The organism is Anoxybacillus mongoliensis (assembly GCF_014201515.1).
Lineage (GTDB): Bacteria > Bacillota > Bacilli > Bacillales > Anoxybacillaceae > Anoxybacillus > Anoxybacillus mongoliensis.
Window position 1 is genome coordinate 29,754 of sequence record NZ_JACHEQ010000011.1, and the last position, 18,234, is coordinate 47,987.

15 protein-coding genes are annotated in these 18,234 nt (G+C 43.3%); 14 read left to right on the forward strand and 1 reads right to left on the reverse strand.

Annotation, left to right across the window (positions count from 1 at the left end; genetic code table 11):
• Positions 1 to 44 precede the first annotated feature (44 nt).
• The 11 genes from mutS to HNR43_RS10340 all read left to right on the forward strand — a co-directional run bounded on the left by mutS (position 45) and on the right by HNR43_RS10340 (position 14,358).
• Entirely contained in the window at positions 45 to 2,609 is a 2,565-nt protein-coding gene (mutS, locus tag HNR43_RS10290) for a DNA mismatch repair protein MutS (RefSeq protein WP_183243626.1), read from the forward strand.
• A gap of 13 nt (positions 2,610 to 2,622) precedes the next feature.
• A complete protein-coding gene (gene mutL, locus HNR43_RS10295) occupies positions 2,623 to 4,449 on the forward strand; it encodes a DNA mismatch repair endonuclease MutL (protein WP_183243628.1) in 1,827 nt (608 codons plus the stop codon).
• A 116-nt stretch (positions 4,450 to 4,565) separates the two neighbouring features.
• Positions 4,566 to 5,501 carry a tRNA (adenosine(37)-N6)-dimethylallyltransferase MiaA gene (miaA, locus tag HNR43_RS10300; RefSeq protein WP_183243630.1) on the forward strand — a complete coding sequence of 312 codons (936 nt, stop codon included), beginning with the start codon at positions 4,566 to 4,568 and terminating at the stop codon, positions 5,499 to 5,501.
• A 35-nt stretch (positions 5,502 to 5,536) separates the two neighbouring features.
• On the forward strand, positions 5,537 to 5,761 hold the full coding sequence (gene hfq / locus HNR43_RS10305; protein ID WP_004890637.1) for an RNA chaperone Hfq: 225 nt from the start codon (positions 5,537 to 5,539) through the stop codon (positions 5,759 to 5,761).
• A gap of 115 nt (positions 5,762 to 5,876) precedes the next feature.
• Positions 5,877 to 6,806, forward strand: coding sequence for a stage V sporulation protein K (spoVK, locus tag HNR43_RS10310; RefSeq protein WP_183243632.1), 930 nt, complete (start codon positions 5,877 to 5,879; stop codon positions 6,804 to 6,806).
• Positions 6,807 to 6,935: 129 nt separating this feature from the next.
• On the forward strand, positions 6,936 to 8,495 hold the full coding sequence (locus HNR43_RS10315) for a fatty acid--CoA ligase (protein WP_183243634.1): 1,560 nt from the start codon (positions 6,936 to 6,938) through the stop codon (positions 8,493 to 8,495).
• A gap of 12 nt (positions 8,496 to 8,507) precedes the next feature.
• Positions 8,508 to 9,650 (forward strand): acyl-CoA dehydrogenase family protein, encoded by a 1,143-nt coding sequence (locus HNR43_RS10320; protein WP_183243636.1) that lies wholly within the window; start codon positions 8,508 to 8,510, stop codon positions 9,648 to 9,650.
• 11 nt (positions 9,651 to 9,661) lie between these two features.
• Complete coding sequence (locus tag HNR43_RS10325) at positions 9,662 to 10,762, forward strand: CaiB/BaiF CoA transferase family protein (RefSeq protein WP_183243638.1); 1,101 nt, start codon at positions 9,662 to 9,664, stop codon at positions 10,760 to 10,762.
• The gene (locus HNR43_RS10330) at positions 10,725 to 12,332 is read left to right on the forward strand and encodes a long-chain fatty acid--CoA ligase (RefSeq protein WP_183243640.1); all 1,608 of its coding nucleotides are present in this window, start codon (positions 10,725 to 10,727) and stop codon (positions 12,330 to 12,332) included. The genes HNR43_RS10325 and HNR43_RS10330 overlap by 38 nt, the downstream gene beginning before the upstream one ends.
• Before the next feature lie 11 nt (positions 12,333 to 12,343).
• The gene (locus HNR43_RS10335) at positions 12,344 to 13,189 is read left to right on the forward strand and encodes a 3-hydroxyacyl-CoA dehydrogenase family protein (protein ID WP_183243642.1); all 846 of its coding nucleotides are present in this window, start codon (positions 12,344 to 12,346) and stop codon (positions 13,187 to 13,189) included.
• A 14-nt stretch (positions 13,190 to 13,203) separates the two neighbouring features.
• Positions 13,204 to 14,358 (forward strand): thiolase family protein, encoded by a 1,155-nt coding sequence (locus HNR43_RS10340; protein WP_183243644.1) that lies wholly within the window; start codon positions 13,204 to 13,206, stop codon positions 14,356 to 14,358.
• Positions 14,359 to 14,393: 35 nt separating this feature from the next.
• Here HNR43_RS10340 and HNR43_RS10345 read toward each other — a convergent pair whose 3' ends face one another.
• Entirely contained in the window at positions 14,394 to 15,002 is a 609-nt protein-coding gene (locus tag HNR43_RS10345) for a trimeric intracellular cation channel family protein (RefSeq protein WP_183243646.1), read from the reverse strand.
• Between the two features lie 146 nt (positions 15,003 to 15,148).
• On the opposite strand from HNR43_RS10345, the gene hflX reads away from it, so the two are divergent.
• The 3 genes from hflX to HNR43_RS10360 all read left to right on the forward strand — a co-directional run bounded on the left by hflX (position 15,149) and on the right by HNR43_RS10360 (position 18,184).
• On the forward strand, positions 15,149 to 16,396 hold the full coding sequence (gene hflX / locus HNR43_RS10350; protein WP_183243648.1) for a GTPase HflX: 1,248 nt from the start codon (positions 15,149 to 15,151) through the stop codon (positions 16,394 to 16,396).
• A gap of 13 nt (positions 16,397 to 16,409) precedes the next feature.
• Positions 16,410 to 17,678: a methionine gamma-lyase family protein gene (locus tag HNR43_RS10355; RefSeq protein WP_183243650.1), complete on the forward strand. Its 1,269-nt coding sequence runs from the start codon at positions 16,410 to 16,412 to the stop codon at positions 17,676 to 17,678.
• A gap of 101 nt (positions 17,679 to 17,779) precedes the next feature.
• Positions 17,780 to 18,184, forward strand: a complete 405-nt coding sequence (locus HNR43_RS10360; RefSeq protein ID WP_183243652.1) for a MerR family transcriptional regulator — start codon at positions 17,780 to 17,782, stop codon at positions 18,182 to 18,184.
• Positions 18,185 to 18,234: the final 50 nt, after the last annotated feature.

Consider the following 18,234-nt stretch of genomic DNA (forward strand, 5'->3'; position numbering starts at 1 on the left):
TATAATAATTGAAGTCAATATCTCGGAACGTTGGAGGAAAGAGCATGACTTACACACCGATGATTCAACAATATTTAGCAATTAAGTCACAATATAAAGATGCTTTTTTATTTTTTCGCCTCGGTGATTTTTATGAAATGTTTTTTGAAGATGCAATTAAAGCATCACAAGAATTAGAAATTACGCTTACAAGCCGAGATGGTGGAGGAGAAGAACGCGTACCGATGTGCGGTGTGCCGTATCATTCGGCTGCTATGTACATCGAACGTTTGATTGAGAAAGGATATAAAGTTGCGATTTGTGAACAGGTTGAAGATCCAAAAACAGCTAAAGGGGTAGTACGCCGAGAAGTTGTTCAACTTATTACACCAGGAACGGTCATGGAAGGGAAGCATCTTGAAGAGAAAGCAAACAACTATTTAGCCTCATTGACGTCATTTGAAGATGGTACGTACGGACTCGCGTATACAGATTTAACAACCGGGGAAAGTCGCATCACGCTTCTTCATTCGTTTGAAGATGTGTTCAATGAAATTTATTCCATTGGTACAAAAGAAATTGTTGTTGCGACGACGTCTAAAGAACAATGTCAATCCCTACAAGAACGATATGCTCTCACGGTTTCATGTGAGGATGAAACAATGATTCCACCGTCTTGTGAATCTGTTGTTTCACATTTGAAACAAGAAAAATTGCTTGTGACGTTTGGAAGATTATTAAATTACTTAATAAAAACACAGAAGCGAAATTTGACTCATTTGCAACCAGTCGAGCTGTATGAAGTTAATTCGCATATGAAAATCGATATGTATTCCAAACGGAATTTAGAGTTAACGGAAACGATGCGGACAAAAGGAAAAGCAGGTTCCCTTTTTTGGCTTCTTGATGAGACGATGACCGCAATGGGCGGGCGTCTACTTAAGCAATGGATTGATCGTCCGTTATTAGATCGTGAAAAAATTGAACAGCGATTGCATTTTGTTGAACAATTTTTGATACATTATTTTGAGCGACAAGAATTACGTGAATATCTTCGCAGTGTATATGATTTAGAGCGGTTAGCTGGACGTGTGGCGTTTGGAAATGTGAACGCGCGTGATTTAGTTCAATTGAAAAAGTCGTTAAAACAAGTACCTTTCATTTCCTCACTTCTTATGCAAATTCATGATAAGCACATTCAATCATTTGCACAACAGTTAGATGCATGCGAAGAACTTGTTCAATTGTTAGAAGAAGCAATTGAAGAAAATCCCCCTCTTTCTGTGAAGGAGGGTGGAATCATTAAAGATGGTTATAACGAAACGTTGGATCGATTTCGAGATGCTAGTCGAAATGGGAAAACGTGGATTGCGCAGTTAGAAGCGAAAGAACGGGAATTAACGGGAATTAAATCGTTAAAGATTGGTTATAACCGAGTGTTTGGATATTATATCGAAGTAACAAAAGCAAATTTGCACTTATTACCGGAAGGACGATATGAACGTAAACAAACGCTAGCTAATGCCGAGCGTTTTGTGACGAAAGAGTTGAAAGAAAAAGAAGCACTTATTTTAGAAGCAGAAGAAAAAAGCATAGAATTAGAATATGAATTATTTGTTTCTATACGTGAACAAGTAAAACAATATATTGCACGTTTACAAAAATTAGCGAAAAACATGAGCCAATTAGATGTTTTACAATGTTTTGCTACTGTCAGTGAAAAATATAATTACTGTAAACCGCAGTTTTCCCACGATCGTCGTCTTGTAGTTCGACAGGGGCGACATCCTGTTGTTGAAAAAGTATTAGGATCAAATATTTATGTTCCAAACGATTGTTATATGGATGCTGAACGAGAAATGCTGCTTATTACAGGACCGAATATGTCTGGAAAAAGCACATACATGCGTCAAATTGCATTAACAGCTATTATGGCACAAATTGGTTGTTTTGTTCCAGCGGAAGAAGCGATATTACCGATCTTTGATCAAGTATTTACGCGTATTGGAGCGGCTGACGATTTAGTTGCAGGTCAAAGTACATTTATGGTTGAGATGTTAGAAGCACGTCATGCGATCGTTCACGCGACGCAAAATAGTCTTATTTTATTTGATGAGATTGGTCGTGGAACATCCACATATGACGGTATGGCGCTTGCTCAAGCCATGATCGAATATATTCATGATCGCATTGGTGCAAAAACTCTATTTAGTACTCACTATCATGAATTAACGGCGCTTGAACAACGATTGCCGCGCCTAAAAAATGTTCACGTGAGTGCAATTGAAGAAAATGGTAAAGTTATTTTTTTGCATCAAATTAAAGAAGGTCCAGCGGATAAAAGTTACGGCATTCATGTAGCTCAATTAGCTAAGTTGCCGTTAGATTTGATTCGACGGGCTGAACAAATTTTACTTGAATTTGAATCAAATTCGACACCGATCATAAAAGAGAAGAAAGAGAAGTTTGAGCAGTTAAGCATGTTTGAAGAACAACATGACAAAGTGCGTTCGGATATATCGAAGAAAGAAAAAGAAGTAATTAAGCGTATTCAGGCGCTCGATTTACTTGATATGACGCCGCTTGAAGCGATGAATAAACTATATGACATTCAAAAGCTATTGAAGTGAAAGGAGGGAAAACGTGGGGAAAATTCGCAAACTGGACGATGCGTTAGCGAATAAAATTGCAGCAGGGGAAGTTGTAGAACGCCCGGCTTCTGTCGTGAAGGAACTTGTTGAAAATGCGATTGATGCTCATAGCACGATCATTGAAGTGGAGTTAGAAGAAGCGGGATTAGCGAAAATCCGCGTGGTGGATAATGGTGATGGTCTAGAGGAGGAAGATTGTTTTTTAGCTTTCGAACGACACGCAACAAGTAAAATTAAAGAAGAAACAGATTTGTTTCGCATTCGTACACTCGGTTTTCGAGGAGAAGCGTTGCCTAGTATTGCTTCCGTTTCCCATTTAGAATTGAAGACGAGTACTGGTGAAGGACCAGGAACGTGGCTCGTTTTAAAAGGCGGGGAACTTGTGCAACATAGTCGGACGAGCAGTCGAAAAGGAACAGATATTACTGTTTCCCATCTATTTTTCAATACACCAGCTCGTCTAAAATATATGAAAACCATTCATACGGAGCTTGGTCATATTGTTGATGTGATCAATCGTCTAGCGCTTGCACATCCGCATATTTCATTTCGGTTAACACATAACGGAAAACAACTGTTTTATACGAACGGAAATGGGGATGTACGGCAAGTGTTAGCTGCGATTTACGGAATTGATATTGCAAAAAAAATGATTGCTATTCGTGCGGAGACTCTTGATTTTACAATTAACGGTTATGTTGTTTTACCTGAAGTGACGCGTGCGTCCCGGAACTATATGACGACCATCGTCAATGGACGATATATTAAAAACTATTCGTTATATAAAGCGATTGAAGAAGGATATCATACGCTTCTTCCAATTGGACGGCATCCGATTGCATTTTTAAATATTGTTATGGATCCACTTCTTTTAGATGTGAATGTTCATCCAGCCAAGTTGGAAGTGCGTTTTAGTAAAGAAGGAGAATTAAACGAACTCGTTCAACAAACGATTCGCCAAGCATTTCAAAAAAAGACGCTCATTCCCGAGATAACCATACCACGAGTGGAAAAACCGAAAACAGAACAACAAACGTTTTCGTTTGAACATATCGTGAAAGAATCCAATGGGGTGTCACCTCGTGTAATGAAGGTACATCATGATCAGGAAAAGAAAACAGAAAAGCGAATCGTTTTAGAGAGAAGTGACGAGCGTACCCGTGATCAAGATGTTAAGACACTCGATGTAGAACCTGTTGTTCCAAGTGAACATGTAATAGAAGAGATGGATCGAGAACGCATTCCGCCATTATATCCGATTGGCCAAATGCACGGGACATATATTTTAGCTCAAAATGAAAACGGGCTGTATATTATTGACCAACATGCTGCACAAGAACGAATTAAATACGAATACTTCCGTGAAAAATTAGCAAGTGTTACAAATGAGTTACAGCCTTTACTTATTCCACTGACGCTTACTTATTCATCAAGTGAGTATTTACTTATTGAAAGTTACCGCGACCAATTAGCTGCGTGCGGTGTGTTTTTAGAGCCGTTTGGTCATAACAGTTTTATTGTTCGCTCTCATCCTCAATGGTTTCCAAAAGGGGAAGAAGCAGTAATTATCGAGGAAATGATTAAGCAAGTGTTAATAATGAAAAAAGTAGACATCAAGCAACTCCGGGAAAAAGCAGCGATTATGATGAGTTGTAAACAGTCGATTAAAGCGAATCAATTTTTGCGCAACGATGAAATATTTGCATTGCTCGAGTCGTTGCGTAAAACAAGCAATCCGTTTACATGCCCGCACGGTCGTCCAATTATTATTCATTTTTCTACTTATGAACTAGAAAAAATGTTTAAACGTGTCATGTAGAAAGCGGATATTTTTCGTCCGCTTTCGAATGAAATTTTTCAAAATGAGATGATAAAATGTACATGGTTTGTCCATAATAAATGAATGTGAATTAGAGTGGAAAGTAGTGGTATTTTATGGAAGAAAAAGTCGTTGTGTTAATTGGTCCAACGGCTGTAGGGAAAACAAAAATGAGCATAGAGTTAGCCAAGCGTTTAAACGGAGAAATTATTAATGGAGACTCGATGCAAGTATATAAAGGACTAGATATCGGAACGGCTAAAATTCGTCAAGAAGAAATGGAAGGTATTCCACATCATTTACTAAATATAAAAGAGCCGCATGAATCTTTTTCTGTTGCAGAGTTTCAGACGCTTGCTCGCTCACTTATTACAGATATAACGAAACGAGGAAAGCTTCCGATCATCGTTGGTGGTACAGGGCTATATATCCAGTCTGTTATTTACGATTATCAATTTTCAGATGCACCTTCCAATGACTTGTATCGTCGGTCGCTTGAACGTTGTTCGCCTGATGAGTTGTATGAACGACTGAAACGTACCGATCCTTTGAGTGCGGAACGTATTCATCCGAATAACGTTCGTCGTGTCATTCGTGCGTTAGAAATTTATCATTGCACGGGAAAGACAATGACAGAATGGCTAAAAGAACAAAAACGACAACTTGTATACAATGTAGCGCTCATTGGACTGACAATGGAACGAGAGAAACTATATGAACGCATTAATCAACGAGTAGATCAAATGATTGAGCAAGGATTGATTGAAGAAGCGAAACGATTGTATGAACAAGGCTTGCGGAACTGCCAATCTATTCAAGCGATCGGTTATAAAGAGTTATATGCATATTTCGCTAGGACAATTACGCTTGAAGAAGCTATTGAGCAGCTGAAGCAAAACTCTCGTCGCTATGCAAAGCGTCAGTTTACATGGTTTCGTAATCAAATGCCTGTTCAATGGTTTGACATGACCGATGACACAATATTTGAAAGGCGAGTAAATGAAATTTTGCATTACATAGAAGGAAAGTTTCACTTTCAGTCGAATATGTAGACGTAATGTAGAGAGAAAAAGAGGAGGACAGAGCAATGAAAAACACAATAAACATTCAAGATCAGTTTTTAAACCAATTGCGGAAGGAAGAAACAACGGTTACTGTATTTTTACTAAATGGATTTCAATTGCGAGGGCTAGTGAAAGGATTTGACAATTTTACAGTGTTATTAGAAGTGGACGGAAAACAACAATTAATTTATAAACATGCGATTTCTACATTTGCGCCACAAAAAAATGTGAAAATCGAGATCGAGTAAGCTAAATCGCTCACCATATCGGTGAGTGATTTTTTCGTTAGGCATTTGTCACGAAATGGGCGCCAACAGCGTATATTGATAGAAGAAGCAACGACGAAGGAGAGGTGACAGCGCCTTGTCAGAGTTGACAATGAAGCAAACAAAAAGTCAAATTAACATCGTCCTTAACGCAAAAAACGTCAATTACTTACCAAAAGAAGAAACGACAAACCGAATTGATTATCATCAACATGCAGTGTTAAAAGAGATTCAAAAAGAGCTAGATGAATTAGTTGGACTAAGTGAAGTGAAAAAATTAATTAAGGAAATTTACGCGTGGTTATACATTAATAAAGCGCGTCAAGCAAACGGATTAAAAGGAAATAAACAATCGCTTCACATGATTTTTAAAGGGAATCCCGGCACAGGAAAAACAACAGTAGCTCGTATCCTTGGAAAGCTGTTTTTAGAAATGAACGTTTTATCTAAAGGACATTTTATTGAAGCAGAACGTGCTGACTTAGTTGGTGAATATATTGGTCATACGGCAAATAAAACACGCGACTTAATTAAAAAAGCACGCGGAGGCATTTTATTTATTGATGAAGCATATTCGTTGGCACGTGGAGGAGAAAAAGATTTTGGAAAAGAAGCTATCGATACGTTAGTAAAGGGAATTGAAGATTTTTCCGACGATTTAGTCGTTATTTTAGCCGGATATCCAGCTGAGATGGATTATTTCTTATCGTTAAACCCAGGATTGCCATCACGTTTTCCGTTAATGCTCGAATTTCCAGATTATACAACAGAAGAACTTGTGCAAATTGCAAAACAAATGTTTCATATAAGAGAATATGAGCTCACTTCTGAAGCAGAACGGAAGCTGCGTGAACATATTGAGCAACTATTAGCGGGGGGATACGAAAGAAAATTTAGTAACGGTCGTTACATTCGAAATTTGATTGAAAAAGCAATTCGAAAACAAGCGGTACGCCTGTTGCATGAAGGGCGCTACGATAAAAAGGAATTGATGATTATACGAGAACGGGATTTAGTTGTTGAATGAATAGGGGAGGGGGAACCTTTCCTATTTTTTATGTGAGTAAAGAAGGGTTTCTTTTTTATTTGTAGAATAAAATTTGAAAATAAAAAATATTATTTATATTAACTATAAAGAGATAAGGAGGGATTTGTTTTGTATTTAACGATTAGTGACGTGTTCGCACAGACAGTAAGAAAGTTCCCGAAAAAAGAAGCGCTCGTTGATGTTCGTACAGGACTTCGCTATACGTACGAACAATGGGCAAAAGAAGTGGACAAACTTGCAAACGCTTTCTTAAAAGCAGGTGTGCGAAAAGGAGATCGTGTTTCGACCGTGTTATTTAATACGGCAGAACTTGCGACCGCTTTTTTTGCGTGTGCAAAAATTGGCGCTGTTTTCAATCCAATTAATTTTCGCCTGCGCCCGAAAGAAATCGCTTACATTTTAGCGGATGCTACCCCAAAAATTGTGTTGTTTGAACAAGCAGTCGAACCACAAATCACAGCCATTCATCATGAATTTCCGCACATTTCTTTTTGGATCATTGACGGACAATCGCCAGCGTACGCGGCTTCTTACCACAAACAAATCGAGCGTGCAAGCGACGAACTTCCAACAATAGACGTTTCCGAAAATGACTTGTACGCGATTATGTATACAAGCGGAACGACAGGGCGACCAAAGGGAGTGATGCATCGCCACCGCGACATGATTGAACAAAGTTTAATTTGCAATTCGGTGATGCGCATTCGCGAAACAGAGCGGGGGCTTGTCACCGCACCGATGTTCCATTGCGCGGAATTGCATTGTTGCTTCCTTCCACGCGTCCATGCTGGCGCAACAAATGTGATTGTTCACCATTTCGATCCGAAACAAGTATTAGCTGTCATTGAACAAGAACAAATTACCGTCTTATTTGCTGCACCGACGATGTGGAATATGCTGTTGCAAGAAAAATTGTCGGAGTATGATTTATCGTCGCTTCGCATCGGGTTGTACGGAGCCGCTCCAATGGCGCCAGTGCTTGTAAAAGAATGCAAAGAGAGGTTGGGCATTGATTTAATCCAAGCCTATGGTATGACAGAAATGGGTCCAGCGGTAACGTTCTTATACGAAGATGAGCAGTTAACGAAAGCAGGATCTGCCGGACGCGCATGCTTAAACCACGAAATTCGCATCGTCAAACCGCGCGAAGACGGCCCATCCGATCCAGACGACATCTTGCCGCCGGGACAAGTTGGCGAAATTATCGTCAAAGGTCCGTGCATGATGGTCGGCTACTACAACCGCGAAGATGCGACGGAAAAAGCGATGTATAAAGGATGGTATCATTCTGGCGATTTAGGCTATATGGATGAAGACGGCTATTTATACGTTGCCGACCGTGTCGATGACATGATTATTAGCGGCGGTGAAAACGTTTATCCGCGCGAAGTAGAAGACGTGCTTTATGAACATGAAGGCGTGCTGGATGTCGCAGTGCTTGGCGAGCCAGATGCGCTATGGGGAGAAAAAGTCGTTGCGTTTGTTGTGAAAAAGGATCAACAGCTTACCGCGGAACAGTTAGAGGCGTTTTGCAAACAAAGCGACAAGCTCGCTCCGTATAAACGACCGCGTGCCTACTATTTTGTCGACGCGTTGCCACGCAATGCGAGCGGGAAAATCCAAAAATTTTTGTTGCGCGAGCAAATGAAAAAAATGGCACAATCATAGGATGGTGACAACATGGCGATGTATTTGCACGAAGAGCATCACATCTTTCGTGAGGCGTTCCGAAAGTTTTTGCAAAAAGAAGCGTATCCATTTTATGCCGACTGGGAAAAACAAGGGATTATCCCGCGCGAGTTTTGGCGGAAAATGGGGGAAAACGGGTTTCTTTGTCCGTGGGTAGATGAAACATACGGTGGATTTGGTGCCGATTTTGGCTATTCAGTCGTCATCAATGAAGAGTTAGAAAAAGTAGGGTCAAGCCTTGTCGGCATCGGCTTGCATAACGATATCGTCGTCCCATATATCGCCTCATATGGAACGGAAGAGCAGAAGAAAAAATGGTTGCCAAAATGTGTGTCTGGCGAAATCGTTACCGCCATTGCGATGACCGAACCAGGGGCAGGTTCTGATTTAGCAAGTATCAAAACAACGGCGGTGAAACAAGGCGACCATTATATCGTCAACGGGCAAAAAACGTTTATTACAAACGGCATTCATGCGGATTTAGTCATCGTCGTTTGCAAAACGAACCCGAGTGCGAATCCACCGCATAAAGGCATGAGTCTCCTTGTCGTCGAAAGAGGAACGCCGGGATTTACACGCGGTCGGAAGCTAGAAAAGGTGGGATTGCATGCCCAAGATACGGCCGAACTATTTTTTAGCGATGCAAAAGTTCCAGCGGAAAACTTGCTTGGAGAAGAAGGAAAAGGGTTTTACTATTTAATGGAGAAATTGCAGCAAGAGCGGCTCATCGTTGCGATTGCTGCGCAAACAGCGGCAGAAGTGATGTTTGACTTAACGAAACGGTATGTGAAAGAGCGTACGGCGTTTGGGAAAACGATTAGCCAATTTCAAACCGTCCAATTCCGGCTCGCGGAAATGGCGACGGAAATTGCGTTAGGGCGCGCGTTTCTTGACGATGTCATCGAACAACATATCGCAGGCAAAGACGTCGTGGCAAACGTATCAATGGCGAAATGGTGGATGACGGAAATGGCAAAGCGTGTCGCTTCTGAAGGAATGCAGCTTCACGGAGGATATGGCTATATGGAAGAATACGAGATTGCAAGACGCTATCGTGACATTCCGGTTAGCGCCATTTATGCCGGAACGAATGAAGTGATGAAAATGATCATTGCCAAACATCTTGGATTGTAGGGGGGATTTTGTTGCTGGATGGAATTAAAGTGATTGATTTTTCCCATTATCTCCCCGGGCCGTTTGCGAGCCTTCGCTTAGCAGATTTAGGTGCGGAAGTAATTAAAATCGAGCCGAAAACAGGTGACCGGATGCGGGGGCTAGCTGCTGACTGCCTTTTTGACGCGAACAATAAAAACAAAAAAAGCATCGCGCTAGATTTGAAAAATACACGAGATGTTCAAACGGTGCAACACCTCATCCGTCAAGCCGATGTCATCATTGAAAGTTTCCGTCCCGGTGTCATGAAAAAGCTTGGACTTGGCTATGAGGAAGCAGTGGCTCTCAACCCATCGATTGTGTATTGCTCGGTTAGCGGTTATGGCCAACATAGCCGGTATGCGTCGTTCGGAAGCCATGACTTAAACTATATGGCGCTTTCAGGTGTCTTAGCCCAGCTGAAAGCGGACGGTCGTCCGATTCACCCGACGATGACGTTTGCCGATCTCATCGGGAGCATGCATGTCGTCGAACAAATTACCGCTGCTTTGTATGCCCGAGAACGGACGGGAAAAGGACGTTATATAGACGTTGCCCTTGTTGACGGCTTGCTTTCGATGATGACGAACCATTTTGTATTAGAGCATGATACCGGACAAAAAAACGGCATTCCAATATTAGCTGGCACGGTCGTATCGTATCATCTGTACGAAACGAAAGACGGGCGCTATATGGCGCTTGCCGCGCTTGAAGCACACTTTTGGCGCAATTTTTGCGACGCAGTCGAAAAGCCGGAATGGTACGAAGGACATCTATCGGCAGCCTGTGACGACAATCCTCTCTTTCTAGAAATAAAGCAGTTGTTTCGCACGAAAACGTTCCAACAATGGATCGATTTTTCGCAACAAGTCGACTGTTGTTTAACGCCGGTATTAGAAACGAATGAAGCGAAAACGTGGTTTGCAAATAACGCGTACCGAAAAATGATTCATATCGACAACGACCGGACCGAAGTAGCAACTCGCTATGATGAACACTTTTTCACTAAGCGCACACGAGCGCCAAAGCTAAACGAACATGGAGGAATGATAATAGATGATGAACGTTCCATTAAATATTGCGACAATGCTTGAACGGGCAGAAATGTTTTTTCCGAAAAAACAAGTCATTTCGCGGATGAAGAACGGGCTTGTCCGCCATACGTATAAAGAAATTGGCGAACGGACGAGAAAGCTTGCTAGTGCACTACGAACACTTGGCGTCCATACAGGAGACCGTGTTGGTACATTTGCGTGGAACCATCATCGCCATTTAGAAGCGTATTTTGCCATTCCAGGCATTGGGGCGGTGTTGCATACGATTAACATTCGCCTGTCGCCGCAACATATCGCGTATATTATTAACCACGCCAACGACCGTGTGCTATTGATTGACGACGATTTATTGCCGCTCATTGAACGGGTGAAAGACGAAATAAACGTCGAGGCGTTTATTATTATGACCGATGAGCCGACGCTTCCGGAGACGACGCTGTCACCTGTTTATCATTATGAGGAATTGTTACAACAAGCCGAGCCGATTTCATTTGTCAAAGATATCGACGAGCATCATCCTGCTGGCATGTGCTATACGTCTGCGACAACCGGGAATCCGAAGGGCGTATTATACTCCCATCGCGGCATCGTTCTCCATAGCATGGCGCTAGGGCTTGCCGATAGTGCGGCACTATCGGAATCGGATGTGGCGCTGCCGGTCGTGCCGATGTTTCATGCGAATGCGTGGGGCTTGCCGTTTGCGGCGGTTTGGTTCGGAACGACGCTTGTCATGCCGGGGGCGGCATTTACGCCGAAAATATTGGTCGAACTGATGGAACAAGAAAAAGTGACACTTGCCGCTGGTGTGCCGACCGTTTGGCTTGGCTTATTGAACGAATTGGAGAAAGGCACGTACGATTTACGCAGCGTAACGCGCATTTTATGTGGCGGTTCAGCAGCGCCGAAAGGAATGATTCGCGCCTTTGAAGAAAAATACGGCATCCCGTTCGTGCACGCATACGGCATGACGGAAACGAGTCCGCTTGTCGTCTTGTCGCGTCTAAAAAGCTACCAGCAGCACGTATCGAACGAAGAAAAACTGGACATTCGTGCGAAACAAGGCTTTCTTGTGCCAGGGGTAGAAATGAAAGTGATCGGCAAAGACGGCGAAGTAGCATGGAATGGAACAGAAATGGGCGAACTATGCTTGCGCGGTCCGTGGATTGCCGACGAATACTACAACGATGAACGAAGCAAAGACGCGTTTCGCGACGGGTGGCTATATACAGGCGATGTCGTTACCGTCGATGAGGAAGGATTTATTAAAATTGTCGACCGCACGAAAGACGTTATTAAAAGCGGTGGCGAATGGATTTCATCTGTCGATTTAGAAAATGCGTTAATGGCGCATGAAGCGGTGTTTGAAGCGGCGGTTGTTGCTGTGCCGCACCCGCAATGGCAAGAGCGACCGATCGCTTGCGTTGTAGTGAAGGAAGGAAAACATGTGACAAAAGAGGAACTATACGACTTTTTACGCCCGCAATTTGCGAAATGGTGGCTGCCAGATGAGATCGTCTTTATGAACGAAATTCCGAAAACAAGTGTCGGAAAATTTTTGAAAATGAAATTACGTGAACAATTGCGCGACTATTTTACAAACGTTCAATAGGAGGAGTAACGATGCAAATAATGGCTGTCATCGGTGCTGGTTTAATGGGGAGCGGCATCGCCCAGTCGCTAGCGATGGGCGGAAAAACGGTTTATTTATACGATATTTCCGAAGCGGCGCTTGAAAAAGGAATGCAGTCCATTCAAAAAAGCCTTTCTCGTTTTGTAAAGGCTGGCAAACTACAAGAACAAGAGGCAACGGCTGTCCTTGCTCGCATTCAAACCGAAACGAACTTGCAAGAAGCAGTAAAAGAAGCGGACGTTGTCATCGAAGCGGTGCCAGAACATTTGCCGCTCAAAAAACAAGTGTTTGAACAGCTTGACCGTTATGCGAAACAAGAAGCAATTTTAGCGACAAATACGTCGGAATTAAGCGTCACGGCGATTGCCGCAGCGACCAAACGTCCGAGCCAAGTCGTCGGCATGCATTGGTTTAACCCAGCGCCAGTCATGAAGCTCATTGAAATCGTGAAAGGCGTGGCGACGTCCGAGCAGACGATGGAAGCGATTCAACAACTGTCCGAAGAAATTGGCAAAGAAACGGTCATCGTAAAAGATATGCAAGGGTTTGTGACAACAAGGGCGCTCGCGGCGCATATGATTGAATGCATTCGCATGTATGAAGAAGGGGTCGCTTCTGCGGAACATATTGACAAAGCGATTCGCCTCGGGCTGAATTACCCGATGGGACCGCTTGAACTTGCCGATTTAGTTGGGTTAGATACGATGCTATTTGTCAGCGAAAATATGACAGAAGCGTATGGCGACCGATTCCGTCCGCCGCAAACGCTTCGCAAACTTGTCGAAGCAGGACATCTCGGCCGAAAAACAGGCAAAGGATTTTACACATACGAATGAAAGAAGGGAAAGATATGCGAGAAGTGGTGATTGTCGAAGCGGTACGCACTCCTGTCGGCAAGCGAAACGGGGTGTTTCGCGACAAACATCCTGTTCACTTAGCAGCTGTGGCGCTCGATGAAGTCGTCAGACGAGCGGGAATTGCAAAACAGCTAGTCGAAGATATTGTGATGGGATGCGTGACACCGATTGGCGAACAAGGCTACAATATCGGGAGGTTAGCAGCATTAGAGGCAGGCTTTCCAGTGGAAGTACCTGCGGTGCAAATCAACCGGATGTGCGGTTCCGGCCAGCAAGCGATTCATTTCGCTGCCCAAGAAATTAAATCAGGCGATATGAATATTACGATTGCGGCTGGCGTCGAAAGCATGACGAAAGTGCCGATTTTAAGCGACGGAAACGAGCGAACGATTCCACCGTCACTCCATGAAAAATACGAATTCGTCCACCAAGGCGTTTCTGCCGAACTGATTGCCGAAAAATACGGATTGACAAGAGAACAGTTAGACGAATATGCGTACGAAAGCCATCAACGGGCGCTTCGGGCGCAAGCGGAAGGTCGTTTCACCGAAGAAATCGTACCCGTCCACGGGCTTGATAAAGACGGCAACGATATGATCGTAACAGCCGATGAAGGACCGCGCCAAGATACATCGCTTGAAGCATTGGCGGCATTGAAGCCGGTTTTTAAACAAGACGGAAAAATTACCGCTGGAAACGCAAGTCAAATGAGCGACGGCGCAGCGGCCGTGTTACTGATGGAGCGCGAAACAGCGCTTCACCTCGGCTTGAAGCCGAAAGCAAAAATCGTCGCCCAAACTGTCGTCGGCTCCGACCCGACATACATGTTGGACGGCGTCATTCCGGCGACGAAAAAAGTATTGCACAAAACGAACCTCACGATGGACGATATCGATCTTGTCGAAATTAACGAAGCGTTCGCGCCTGTCGTTCTTGCTTGGCAAAAAGAACTCGGTGCTCCGCTTTCGAAAGTGAACGTCAACGGTGGGGCGATCGCTTTAGGTCATCCGCTTGGCGCAACGGGTGTAAAACTGATGACATCGCTTGTCCACGAACTCGAACGACGAAAGGGGCGCTACGGCTTATTAACGATTTGCATCGGGCACGGCATGGCAACCGCGACTATTGTTGAGAGATGGGAAGAATAAAAAGAAACCGGATGTTTCCGTCGAGACATCCGGTTTTAGTTTCCCGCCTTCAATGATTTATTCGGCAATTTCCAGTTGTACGTATATGATAAAATGCGCAATGCCGCAACGATGACAAACAATCCATACAATCCAACGGGGGAGTCGGCGATGCCGGTTCCGACGGCGATGCCGGCTAAAATCGCCCAAGCGGCGTAAATTTCATCACGCAATACAAGGGGCTTTCTTCCAGCTAGTATATCACGAATCATTCCGCCGCCACTCCCAGTTAATACAGCCGCAACAATAACTGCGCTTAGCGGACGATTCATTTGAGCAGCATACAGCGCACCTTGAATGGCGAAAGCTGAAAGCCCGAGGGCGTCGAAAAAGTTTCCCCAACGTTGCCAATGTGGTAGCGTTTTTTGGGGAAACAAATAGACAATTGTCATTGCAATAAATGCAATAAAAAAAAGTGTTTGTTGTTGCCAAAGAATAGATACGGGTACACCAATTAATACGTTGCGCACAGCACCACCACCGAACGCCGTGACAATTCCAAGGATGTACACACCTAAAATATCGTATTCTTCTTCCATAGCGACAATAGCGCCACTAATTGCAAACGCAATGGTGCCAATCATACTTAATACTTCCCAAGTCATTCTCGCAATCCTTTCTATGATGTAACATTACATTAAAATTCTATGTATAAAATATGAAAAAATCAACGATCATTTTTTCAGTCATAGCACTTTTGCCTAAGATTTGTTATGATGAGAACAGACGTTCAATAGGAAAGAGGGGAAATATGGAAAAGGAGAAAGTCATTATTGTTGGGTGTCAATTACCACATGTTGACGATGAACGGTTTTCGTATTCGCTAGAAGAGCTTGCTTCACTTGTTCATACCGCAAACGGTGAGGTCGTCATAAGTCTCACACAAAAACGGGACACGATTCATCCGGCGACATATATCGGCAAAGGAAAAGTGGAAGAACTTGTTCGGCTTGTTGAGCAGTTTGAACCAGATGTTGTTATTTTTAATGATGAATTGTCACCAAGCCAAAATCGCAACTTAACGAAGTTATTAAACGTGCGCGTCATTGATCGGACGCAGCTTATTTTAGATATTTTCGCAAGCCGTGCGCGCTCTAAAGAAGGAAAATTACAAGTCGAGCTTGCCCAGTTACAATATATTTTGCCACGCTTAAGTGGACAAGGTACAGAACTTTCTCGGTTAGGCGGTGGAATTGGAACGAGAGGACCGGGGGAGACGAAGCTAGAAACAGACCGCCGTCATATTCGTCGCCGCATCGATGAAATTAAAGCACAACTAAAAGTCATTGTTGAACATCGCGAGCGCTATCGCGAGCGGCGGAAGAAAAACGCGGTGTTTCAAATTGCGCTAGTAGGCTATACAAACGCGGGCAAATCAACGCTTTTTAACCGGCTCACGAACGCGGATGCGTTTGAAGAAAATTTATTATTTGCCACCTTAGATCCGCTCACAAGAAAACTTGTGCTGCCAAGCGGCTATACAGCGCTTCTAACGGACACGGTCGGTTTTATTCAAGACTTGCCGACGACGCTCGTTGCAGCGTTTCGTTCGACGTTAGAAGAAGTGAAAGAAGCTGACTTGATTTTACATATTGTCGATTCATCAAATCCGGACTATATTCAACATGAACAAACCGTTTACCGTTTGCTTGAGGAGTTGGAAGCAACGAACATTCCGATGGCAACGATTTATAACAAACGTGACATCGTTCTTCCAAGCTTTGTCCCAAGCCCGAAAACCGATTATATGTTAGTGAGCGCATTCAACGAACAAGACGTTCAAACCTTGCGCCAATTTATTGAAGAAAAAACAAGTGAAGCGATGGAACGTTACGACGTGGCGATTCCATCGTTTGAAGGGAAATTGCTTGCGCAACTAAAAGGAGAAACGATTGTACAACACATGCACTACAACGAACAAAGTGGCATGTATGAATGTAGCGGCTACCTATTGCCAGAGCATCCAATTTTGTTACAACTAAGAACATACAGTAAATAGAAAGGGTTTTGTTATGTTTCAGCATTTAACACATGGAGAAACCATTGCAGCGCTCGTCAAAGAAGTCGAGGTACAAATTGCCCCGATTCACCGCGCGATTGACGAGCGTATTGATTCCAATCAATATCGCGTATTACAAAGCTTTCGTCGCCATCAAGTAAGCGATGCGCATTTTATTCCATCGACAGGATATGGCTATGATGATATTGGACGGGACACGCTCGAAAAAGTGTATGCGGACGTATTTGGCGGGGAAGCGGCGCTCGTTCGTCCACAAATTATTTCTGGTACGCATGCGATTACAATTGCCTTATTCGGCATTTTACGTCCAGGCGATGAACTTTTGTACATTACCGGCAAACCGTACGATACGCTTGAAGAAATCGTCGGCATTCGCGGCAAAGGAATTGGCTCGTTAAAAGAGTTTCATATTGGTTATAACAGCGTACCGCTCACTCCAGAAGGAACAGTCGATTTTGCAGCGGTCAAACAGGCAATGAACGAACGAACGAAAATGATCGGCATTCAACGTTCAAAAGGGTACGACCCGCGCCCATCGTTTACTATTGCTGAAATAAAAGAGATGATTGATTTTGTCAAAGCAATCAAACAAGACGTCATCGTGTTCGTCGATAACTGTTATGGAGAATTTGTCGAAGAGCAGGAACCGTGCCATGTTGGTGCAGACTTAATTGCTGGTTCGCTTATTAAAAATCCAGGTGGCGGATTGGCGAAAACGGGAGGATATCTCGTTGGTAAACGCGAATATATCGAAATGTGTGCGTACCGAATGACATCGCCGGGAATTGGGGCGGAAGCGGGCGCTTCGCTGTACAGTTTGCAGGAGATGTACCAAGGTTTTTTCCTAGCGCCACATGTTGTCGGACAAGCGTTAAAAGGCGCGGTCTTTACTGCGGCAATGCTTGAGCGTATCGGCATGAATACGTACCCGACATGGAACGCAACACGTACAGATTTAATTCAATCGGTGCAATTTGATGATGCAGAACAAATGATTGCATTTTGCCAGGCGATTCAATTTGCATCACCAGTCAACGCTCATTTTACCCCATACCCGAACTATATGCCAGGTTATGAAGATGACGTCATTATGGCGGCAGGGACGTTTGTTCAAGGAGCGAGCATCGAGCTATCTGCTGATGGACCGATTCGTCCACCGTATGTCGCGTACGTGCAAGGAGGATTAACGTATTCGCACGTCAAAATCGCTGTTTGTATGGCTATTGATCAGTTACTTGAAAAGCGTTTAATTCAATTATAAAATATTTCAGAAAAAAATATGTAATAAAATATAACATACCATTGACATGTAAAATAACATAGAATAAAATGAAAATACGTATTATGTGAGGAGGGGTCGACATGAATAGTCACATTCGTCGCTCCATGCCGTTATTTCCTATCGGTATCGTTATGCAGTTAACTGATTTATCAGCGCGACAAATTCGTTACTATGAGGAACACGGTCTCGTTTCACCTGCGCGAACAGAAGGCAATCGTCGGTTATTCTCGTTTAATGACGTGGATCGTTTGCTTGAAATTAAAGATCTAATCGAGCAAGGTGTTAATTTGGCAGGTATTAAACAAATTTTTGCCTCACGTCAACAACAGCATACTGAAACAACGCCATCTGTTGCACCGAAAGTGGTGAAGCAAGATTTGTCAGAAGCAGAGTTGCGTAAGCTGCTGCGTGCCGAGTTAATGGAAGCAGGGCGTTTTAATCGCGCCTCGCTTCGTCAAGGGGATATCGCTCGCTTTTTCCACTAAGGATTTATGTTTTTAACATAAATGATCTTTTTCATTTTGGGGGAGGAATA